This is a genomic window from Mycolicibacterium sp. XJ1819 (genome assembly GCF_053483675.1).
In genome coordinates, this window is sequence record NZ_JBEFST010000012.1 from 185696 (window position 1) to 194373 (window position 8678).

The following is an 8678-nucleotide window of genomic DNA, read 5'->3' on the forward strand; positions in this document are numbered from 1 at the left end:
CGCCCCGGTTATTCGTAGGCCGGATACTGCGCCGTCCGTAGGGTGCGAGCCAGGTGCGCGGCGTTGCGTGCGGCGGCCGCAGTCGCAGAGGCGACGGCCTCGGGGACCTCATCGAGCTCCTGGTAGTCCGTCGACTCCATCGCCACCCCGGTCCAATACGTGCAGCCCTGCGCGGGGATGCTGAACCCGACGTCGTTGAGGCCCTGGAACAGGTCGGCGACGATCTTGTGTGCGCCGTCCTCGTTTCCGACGACGCTGACAATCGCCACCTTGCCCGCGAGCGCCGGACGCCCGGCATCGTCCTTGTTCGACAACTCGGCGTCCAAGCGCTCGAGCACCCGCTGAGCCACGCTCGAGGGGTGGCCGACCCATACCGGCGTGCTGAGCAGCAATATGTCGGCGTCGAGCACCCGCTGGCGGATCTGCGGCCACTGGTCGCCGTCGCCCATATCGGCCTCGACGCCAGGTGCGATCGCGTAGTCCACGCAGCGCACCGCATCGCACTCGACGCCCACGTCGCGCAGCGTGGCGAACACGTGCTCGGCGATCAGCGCGCTGCTCGACGCCCACGGGCTCGGCTTCAGGCTGCAGATGAGCGCCAGTGCGCGCAGTTGACTGTCCACCATGCGGAAGCTCTACCCGGCCGGTGGTCCCCCAAACACCGCCGTGTTTCACACCTGGGCGGTGTCGGACAGCAGGCCGAGCTGACGATAGATGTCGCGGCGCACCAGCGGCGCAGCGGAGTTGACCGGCAGCCCGCCGAGGGGCCAGTCGTGATACTGGCCGCGGCCCACCACCATCGAGATCGGCGCCCCGATCTCGACCGCGCGCTCATAGAGCAGCAGGTTGCTGGGCAGCGTTATCTCCTCTGTCCCGACATAGATCGTGGTCGGTGGCAGCGCCCGCAGGACCTCGGTCTCCATGCGCAACGGGCTTACCCTCGGATCCTTGTCGACGATGCCGTCGAAGGTGTGGACGCCCGTCGAAAAGTATTTGATGGTGACGGCATTGAAGAACGGGTCGTCGATGCCGGCGCCGTCATTCTCCTGCGAATAATCGGCTTGGCCCGAGACCACGACCATTCTTGCCGGGAGTTCTTCAGCCCGCAGGATCAGTTGTCGGGCAGCGGCAAACGCGTAGGTGTAGCCCTGCGAGTCGGCGTAGACGCTGACATTCTCGGCACCACGATCGACGATCACATGCGAGATGTAATCAGTCACCCCGGGCGTGACGTTGAGCAAGGAACCCGCCTCGGTCGTCGCCAGCGGGTACAACGGCACGAGCACCGTCGCCCCGGTTTGACGTGCCATCTGGGTGTAGTCGACCCAGTGCAACAGATTGGGCTGGTAGATCGCCGCGCCGCCGTGGATCGCGATCACGGTGGCGCCGGTCGGTTCTGTCGGTTCGAACTCCCAGACCTTCCAAGTGGTTCCGGGCGATACCTCGAACTCGGTCTTGCGTGCGTTCAACCCCAGTGTCAGGAAGAAGGGAGGATTCTCGCTGGCGATCAGTCCTGCGAAGATGGCGGTGTAGGGGATGCCAATGAAGCCGGTGATGTCGCGCACCAGGCGCAGGGCGGCGAGCGTCAACTGGTCGATGATCGTGGGCGGCGGCGTATAGGTCAGTGAGTTTTCGACCTGTGTCTGGACCGTCTGGCTCGTCGTCTGCGGGGCAGCAGAATCGTCGGCTACCGACGCCGGGGTCAGTGCAGTGTCGAATTCGCGTCGCGCGAACGCCAACAGGGACCACGCGGCGGGCGCTGCGGGGGGCGTTTCTGGCGTGCCGCCAGTAACCAGCGGACCGAGCAAGTTCGACACCGCACCGACTATCAACTCGACAGGTTCGGCGGGGTCGTTCGCCGCAGCGGGCTGCGGCGAATCCGTCTTCGACACGGCCGGCTCCGGCGCCGAAACGCGTGCGAGGGGAACATCGCTGATCGTCGCCGGCAGCGGGGACGTTGCATCGTTGGGCGTTTGTGTCGGCGGCGCGGTGAGTTCGGCGTCGTCATCTTTCGGCACAGCCGTCGATTCGCTCGCTGCCGCGGACCAACCGATGGTCGAGTTCGGTGTCAGATGCGTTGCGACGTTGGTGTCTGAATGCGGTTGCCCCTTGCGCTGAAGCCGGGACTCCGTAGCAGGCGAGGTGAGCGACGTCGGGTCGTCCAATGGTGGGGGCTCAGAATCGGAGGGCGCGGGCTCAGGACTGGAAGGCGTGGCGCTGCTAGGGGAATCGTCGGTAATCGAGGCAGTGCTTCCAGTGTCCGACGTTGTCTGCGCGTCGGTGGACGTCGAGGTTCCCGACGAGGAGTCAGAGGAAGTATCTGACGGTTCGGCTTGCGCGACCCCATGCCCGGAAAGCACAGCCACCCCAACACCCAGCGCGAGAATCAGACCAGCAAATCGACCCATGCCCGGCACCGCCTCCTTGACGAGGGATATCCCGCACGATAACAACCTCGATGGCAAACCAATGACAAAAATGCGGCATCTAGATGGACGAGATGTTGATGATCGATGTTCGACTAGCGGCGGCTCGACCCCGGCAATGTGCACCAGCACCGCGGTCGACTGTCACCCATCACCCGACGTAATACACAGCCTGGCGCCCCCGGCAGGATTCGAACCTGCGACACCGGCTTTAGGAGAGCCGTGCTCTATCCCCTGAGCTACGGGGGCTGCGGGTGGCAGCTTACCGGCTGGCGAGCTCACCGCAGTTCCGCGATGACCTTCGAGAACGCCTCGGCATGGCGCTGCTGCACGGTGATGTAGCTGACGCCGTAGGTGTCGCGGTAGCGGCGGATCGTGTCGGCGATCTCGGTCGTCGATCCGGACAGAACGGCCGGTGTCCGCAACAGTTCCTCATCGGACAGGTGGGGCAGAAACCGCCGGGTGATCGACAGGTCGGGCCTGCCGGAATCGTCGAGCGGAAGTGCGGTCACGGCGATGTTCAACTCCAGTGCGTCGAACCGGTCGCCCGCCGCCGCCCGCACGAACGCCACCCGCTCCGCAAGCGGATCAGAATCGGCGGTGATCGGCGCGCCGGCGGTCAGGCCGATGATGTCGGCACGTTCGGCGGCCAGCGTCAGCAGCTTGTCGCCGTTGCCCGCGATGAGAATCGGGACGTCGGGCACGTGGTCGTTCATGTGCTCGGTGACGTGGCGCAGCCACTCGACGCGCTGACCGGCCGTCGGGTACGGCAACTCGGCCTGCTCGAACTCCTCCTTGACATAGCCCGCCCCCAGGCCGAGTTCGAAACGGCCGCCGGTCAGATCCCGTAGCGTCGTTACGTCCCGCGCCAACACCGCCGGCCGGTAGAACCCGGCGTTGAGTACGAACGTCCCGACGTGCAGCTTTTCGGTCGCCAGCGCCATCGCGGTCATCATCGGAAACGGCGCCGTGGTGTAGAGGTGATCGGCCATGTGCACGACGTCGTAGCCCATATCTTCGGCGCGGCGCGCCCACTCCTGCACCGACTGCGCTCGCCGCGCGGCCTGTAGCCCGACACCGAACCGGAAGTCCTTGGCCATCACCCGATCCTAGGTTCAAGATTTCTCGTCGAAGGGGTTTGGCGGGTGCCCCCGCTGGGCAATAAGTCTCTCGCCGACTTCGATCCCCGAAGTCATCGAACCGAGGACTTATCGCCCGATCCGGCCCGTCGTGAACCACTCCGACGGGCCGGATCAATACTTCCGCCATGGCCACCCACCCCACCATCGGCGTCGAGGAGGAGTTCCTTCTCGTCGACCCGGCATCCGGAGAACCGGTCGCACGCAACGAAGAGGTCGCCGGCCGTGCTGCCGAGCGCGGAGTGACACTGCAACTCGAGCTCACCACCTGCCAGGTCGAGACCGCCACCGATGTGGTCGGCGGCAGCCAGGATCTTCGAGAGCAGCTGGTGAGGCTGCGACGCGCCGCCGCCGACGCCGCCGAGGCCAGCGGCGCGCGACTGCTGGCCGTCGGCCTGCCGCCGACCGTGCCGCACGAGTTTCCGATCACCGACACCCCGCGCTACCGCGAGATCGCGCAACGGTTCGGCATGATCGCCCACGAGCAGGGCATCTGCGGCGCCCACGTGCACGTCGCGGTGCCTAGCCGCGAGGCCGCGATCCGGGTCAGCAACAGGCTGCGGCCTTGGCTGCCGATCTTGTTGGCGCTCACCGCCAATTCGGCGATCTACCGCAACGCCGACACCGGCTACGCCAGTTGGCGAAGCGTGCTGTGGGCACGCTGGCCCAGCGCCGGGCCACCACCGGAATTCGACTCCGTCGACGAGTATGACGCCGTCGTGGGCATGTTGCGGCATACGGGCGCGTTGCTCGACGACGGCATGGTCTATTGGGACGTGCGCCCGTCGGCCACCTTCCCGACGATCGAACTGCGGGTCGCCGACGTGCCCGCCACCGTCGGCGAGACGGTGCTGCTGGCCATGTTGGCCCGCGGCGCGGTGATGACCGCGCTCGACGAGGAGCGCCGCGGCGAACCACACCCACCGCTGACCCCGCATGCGCTGCGGGCCGCTTACTGGAAATCCGCTCGCGATGGGCTGGACGGTGAGGCCCTCGATCTGTTCGAAAGCCACGGCCCGGTGTCGACGCGGGTGCTGCTTGACCGCATGGTCGAACACGTCCGGCCCGCGCTCGAGGCGGTCGGCGACTACGAGGCGGTGACCACCGAACTCGACGGTGTCGCCGAACGAGGCAACGGCGCGATGCGGCAGCGCCGCGCGTGGCGACGTGGACACGACGTCGCGGACGTCCTGGCCGAGGCGGCCGACGCGACGTTGGCCGACGTCGGTTAGTCAGACCACGAATGCGCGGTCGCCACCAGACCGTGCACCAATGCCGACGTGGCGGGGCAGAGGCCGTCGTCGCCGGGCAGTTGGCTACGGGGGCTGATGCCCCGCACCCGCGGCGTCAGTTCGAGTTGGGCGCCGCCGTCGCGGACGCGATTGACCGGATTGTCGGGATGCAGCCCGCGCAGTTCCCGCGGAATCGCGTCGAGGTCGGTGATCACCCGGTAGCCGGGCACCGCCACATGCTGGGCGAGATGGTGCGCCAGACGCCGGTTGCCACCGCCGGCCAGCAGGTCGGTGCTGCGGCCGATGCGTCCGTACCCGTGCAGCGAGACCGCGACGTCGACGTGCTCGAGGAATTCCGCCAGGCGTTCGGACTCCTGCGCGCGGTAGCGGGCCGAGGGCAGATGGTGCGGGTAGTGGTCGGGGTGGCGCACCACGTACACCGAGGCGCCCGCGGCGTCGGCGGCGCGTTCGGCGATGACGTCGGTCATCTGTTCCAGCCCGCCGCCGTGAATCGCGAGGAAGCCGAAGCGGGAGCGCAATTCGCTGTATTCGAGTACTCCGGGTTCGGCCAACAGTTCCGAAAGCGACTGTGGCGGCGTTAAATTCGAGGTCTCTGCCCGACGGGGCCAGCGCGCCGGGTCCCACCGCTTGAGGAACTCGACCCAGCGGTGCGGCAGGCCGTGGTGCGTCGCGCCGTCGATGATGCGCTCGAGATAGCCGGGTCGCGGCGGTCCCGGCTCGACCCGATGATCGATGTATACCCAGGCTTCGGACGGGCCGGCGTCGGTGTGCACGGTCATGCGGTCGCGCCGGTAGCGCACCGGGACGCCCTCGGCGCTGTCGAGCACGGCGAGGTCGTGATCGGTGAGTCGCCACACCACGCCGTGCACCAGTGAGCCGTCGAACGGTTCGACGGTCGCCACGCCTCGCTCGTTGATCAGCCAGTCGTGGTCGGCCAACGTGGCCGGGCGCGGGTCGGCCGCGCCAGGGCAGCGCTGCGCCATCTGCCGAACACACAGGTTCGACCCGTACGCGAAGTACGAGTGGCCGCCGATACCTTGAAGCATTCAGCCCGCGAACGTCAGATAGATCAACACCACATTCAGCACACTAATCAACCCCGCCACCCCCCAGCCCAGAGCGGTCGTCACCCGGTGATTGGCGTCCTCGCCCATCAACTCCCGATCGCTGGTCAGCCGTACCAGCGGAATCAGCGCGAACGGTATCCCGAACGACAGCACCACCTGGGACAACACCAGCGCGCGGCTGGGATCCAGGCCGAGCGCCAGGATCACCAGCGCCGGGAGCAACGTCACCAAGCGGCGCACCAGCAGGGGGATCGAGCGACGCAGCAGGCCCTGCATGATCATCGCGCCCGCATAAGCACCGACCGAGGTGGACGCCAGGCCCGAGGCCAGCAGTCCGATCGCGAACAGCAACGCCACCGGGGCTCCCAGCGTGCTCTGGACCGCCGCGTGCGCGCCCTCGATGGAGTCGGTGTCGTCCCGGCCCTGCAGATTGGTCGCCGCCACCAACAGCATCGAGAGGTTGACCGCACCCGCGACCACCATCGCGATGCCGACGTCCCAGCGGGTGGCCCGCAGCAGCATCCGGCGCATCGGGCCGGGTTCGGGGTGCCCATGCCGGTCGCGGGTCAGGCCGGAGTGCAGATACACCGCGTGCGGCATCACCGTCGCACCCAGCATGGCCGCCGCGAGCAGCACGCTTTCGGATCCCGCGAACTTGGGCACCAACCCGCCCGCGACCTCGTCCGGGGGCGGAGGCGCGACGACGACGCTGGCCAGAAATCCGATCGCGATGATCAACAGCAGACCGGTGACCACGTGTTCGAACATCTTCTGGCCGCTGTGATCCTTGACCAACAGCAGCAGCAGCGAGACGGTTCCGGTGATCACGCCGCCGGTGAGCAACGGCAGATCGAACAGCAGGTACAGCGCGATGGCGCCGCCGACCACCTCGGCGAGATCCGTTGCCATGGCGACCAATTCGGCCTGCAGCCAATACGCCAGCCGGTTGCGGCGTCGCATTCCGCGACCGACAGCTTCCGGCAATGACAGCCCGCTGACCAAGCCCAGCTTCGCGGACAGGTACTGCACCAGGCAGGCCATGGCGTTGGCCACCACGATGACCCAGACGAGCAGAAAGCCGAACTGGGCGCCCGCGCTGACGTTCGCGGCGACGTTGCCGGGGTCGACGTAGGCAATGGCGGCGACGAAGGCGGGCCCGAGCAGCACCCAGCTCGGCCGCAGCCGCAGTGCTTCGTCGCGGGCCAACGCCACCCTTTCCTTTTGTCCGGTAGTCGAACAGAAAAGTTAGGGTAACCGAAACCTAGTGGCCCCAGCCGCCCAGGGTGATGACGAGGCCGCCGCCCCACCACGGCCAGCCGACCCAGCTATCGACGACCGGAGGGGACGTGACGATCTGCGCGCTGCCGTTGGTCTGGCACTGGGTGGTGTTCGGGCTGATGTTGGTGCATTGCGGTGTGGGCGCGGCTACCGGAGCCGAGACGATGTACATCCCGGCCAGGGCCGCGAAAAGCGCTGTGGCACAACGGAGCCGCGTTCGCATATGGGCCTCCTAGGGCCGAAAGCAAACGACTCGGCGTGCCGAACGCCGAGATCAGGGGAAGAAGAAGCCTTCGCCGCCCCACATGCTGCCCCAGGGGCCGACGAACTCTTGCTCGGCGGGCGTGGAGTCGATTTGCACGTTGCCGGGGGTGGCGCATTCGGTGTTGGAGCCGCCCAGGGCCTCGGCGCCACCGGTGTTGACGCACTGCGGCAGCTGGCCCGGCGCGGGCGTCGGTGACGGTTCCGGCTCGGCGACGGCCGCCGGAGCGGCCAGGATTGCCGCTGCCATTCCGGCGGCGGCGAACAGCGGAGTGAGATAACGAAGTGTGGTCCGCATAGGCGCGCCCTTCTGTTCAAGTACTCCCCGGCTTATCGCTCAGCGTACAAGCCGGGCTGCCTCACAGATCAGGAATGGGCATGTCCAGGTTGGGGAACGTCAGCCCGCCGTCGACTTCCAGCGTCTTGCCGGTCAGGTAACTGCCCGCCGGCGATGCGAGGTACACCGCTGCGGCGGCGATGTCCTCGGGTCGGCCGAGTCGGCGCATGGGCGTGGCCTTTTCCATCGGCTCGCGCAGTTCGTCGTTGGACGCGACGATGTCGAGCGCCGACGTCAGGATCGAACCGGGCGCGATCGCGTTGACCCGGATTTTCGGACACAGGTCGAGAGCGGCCAACCGGGTGTAGTGCGCCAGCGCGGCCTTGGCGGTGCCGTAGGCGGCGAAACCCCGCCCCGCGAGTCGGCCCATGGTCGAGGTGACGTTGATGATGCTGCCGCCGCCGGAGTGCTCGAGCATGAGCGGCACAGCCGCCGTGGTGAGCGCGTGCGCGGTGGAGACATTGAAGGTGAACGCGTCGCGCAGGTCCTTGGTGGAGGTGTTTGTCAGCGGGGCGGGCATGGTGCCACCGACGTTGTTCACGACGATGTCTAGTCTGCTGAACGCCTCGACTGCCGCACTCGCGAGCTTGCCGGTGTCCTCGGGGTGAGCGAGGTCGGCGACGACGATGTGTGCCCGCCGGCCAGTGGCCTTGACCTGCTCGGCGACCTCCTCGAGTTGGGCCTGGGTTCGCGCCGCAATGACGACGTCAGCGCCGACTTCTGCGAATGCCACCGCCATCGCGGCCCCGAGGCCGCGGCCGGCGCCCGTCACCACCGCCACCTGGTCGTCGAGCCGAAACCTGTCGAGTATCACCGTCTGTTCCCTTTCGTCATCGGGCGCCACCGTAACAGGGTGCGGCGCATCCGAGGCCAGGCTTTCTGGAACACGTTCTAACGCCTGTGGATAACTGATTCCT

At 67.3% G+C, this 8678-nt stretch carries 9 protein-coding genes and 1 tRNA gene; 1 reads left to right on the plus strand and 9 read right to left on the minus strand.

Going from position 1 to position 8678, the window contains the following annotated elements; genetic code table 11:
- Positions 1–8 precede the first annotated feature (8 nt).
- The 4 genes from ABQE89_RS15405 to ABQE89_RS15420 all read right to left on the minus strand — a co-directional run bounded on the left by ABQE89_RS15405 (position 9) and on the right by ABQE89_RS15420 (position 3526).
- Positions 9–626 (minus strand): flavodoxin family protein, encoded by a 618-nt coding sequence (locus ABQE89_RS15405; protein ID WP_448417994.1) that lies wholly within the window; start codon positions 624–626, stop codon positions 9–11.
- A gap of 45 nt (positions 627–671) precedes the next feature.
- A complete protein-coding gene (locus ABQE89_RS15410) occupies positions 672–2165 on the minus strand; it encodes an alpha/beta hydrolase fold domain-containing protein (RefSeq protein WP_448417996.1) in 1494 nt (497 codons plus the stop codon).
- A 434-nt stretch (positions 2166–2599) separates the two neighbouring features.
- Positions 2600–2675 (minus strand) — tRNA-Arg (locus ABQE89_RS15415).
- 29 nt (positions 2676–2704) lie between these two features.
- A complete protein-coding gene (locus tag ABQE89_RS15420) occupies positions 2705–3526 on the minus strand; it encodes a TIGR03621 family F420-dependent LLM class oxidoreductase (protein WP_448417998.1) in 822 nt (273 codons plus the stop codon).
- Positions 3527–3693: 167 nt separating this feature from the next.
- On the opposite strand from ABQE89_RS15420, the gene ABQE89_RS15425 reads away from it, so the two are divergent.
- Complete coding sequence (locus tag ABQE89_RS15425) at positions 3694–4797, plus strand: glutamate--cysteine ligase 2 (RefSeq protein WP_448418000.1); 1104 nt, start codon at positions 3694–3696, stop codon at positions 4795–4797.
- On the opposite strand, the gene ABQE89_RS15430 is transcribed toward ABQE89_RS15425, so the two are convergent.
- From ABQE89_RS15430 to ABQE89_RS15450, 5 genes are all read right to left on the minus strand, one after another.
- On the minus strand, positions 4794–5864 hold the full coding sequence (locus ABQE89_RS15430; RefSeq protein ID WP_448418002.1) for a poly-gamma-glutamate hydrolase family protein: 1071 nt from the start codon (positions 5862–5864) through the stop codon (positions 4794–4796). The two genes, ABQE89_RS15425 and ABQE89_RS15430, sit on opposite strands and share 4 nt — an antisense overlap.
- A complete protein-coding gene (locus tag ABQE89_RS15435) occupies positions 5865–7097 on the minus strand; it encodes an Nramp family divalent metal transporter (protein ID WP_448418004.1) in 1233 nt (410 codons plus the stop codon). It abuts the gene before it with no gap.
- A 49-nt stretch (positions 7098–7146) separates the two neighbouring features.
- Positions 7147–7386 carry a hypothetical protein gene (locus ABQE89_RS15440; protein ID WP_448418006.1) on the minus strand — a complete coding sequence of 80 codons (240 nt, stop codon included), beginning with the start codon at positions 7384–7386 and terminating at the stop codon, positions 7147–7149.
- Between the two features lie 51 nt (positions 7387–7437).
- On the minus strand, positions 7438–7722 hold the full coding sequence (locus ABQE89_RS15445; protein ID WP_448418008.1) for a hypothetical protein: 285 nt from the start codon (positions 7720–7722) through the stop codon (positions 7438–7440).
- 61 nt (positions 7723–7783) lie between these two features.
- Positions 7784–8575 carry an SDR family oxidoreductase gene (locus tag ABQE89_RS15450; RefSeq protein ID WP_448418038.1) on the minus strand — a complete coding sequence of 264 codons (792 nt, stop codon included), beginning with the start codon at positions 8573–8575 and terminating at the stop codon, positions 7784–7786.
- Positions 8576–8678: the final 103 nt, after the last annotated feature.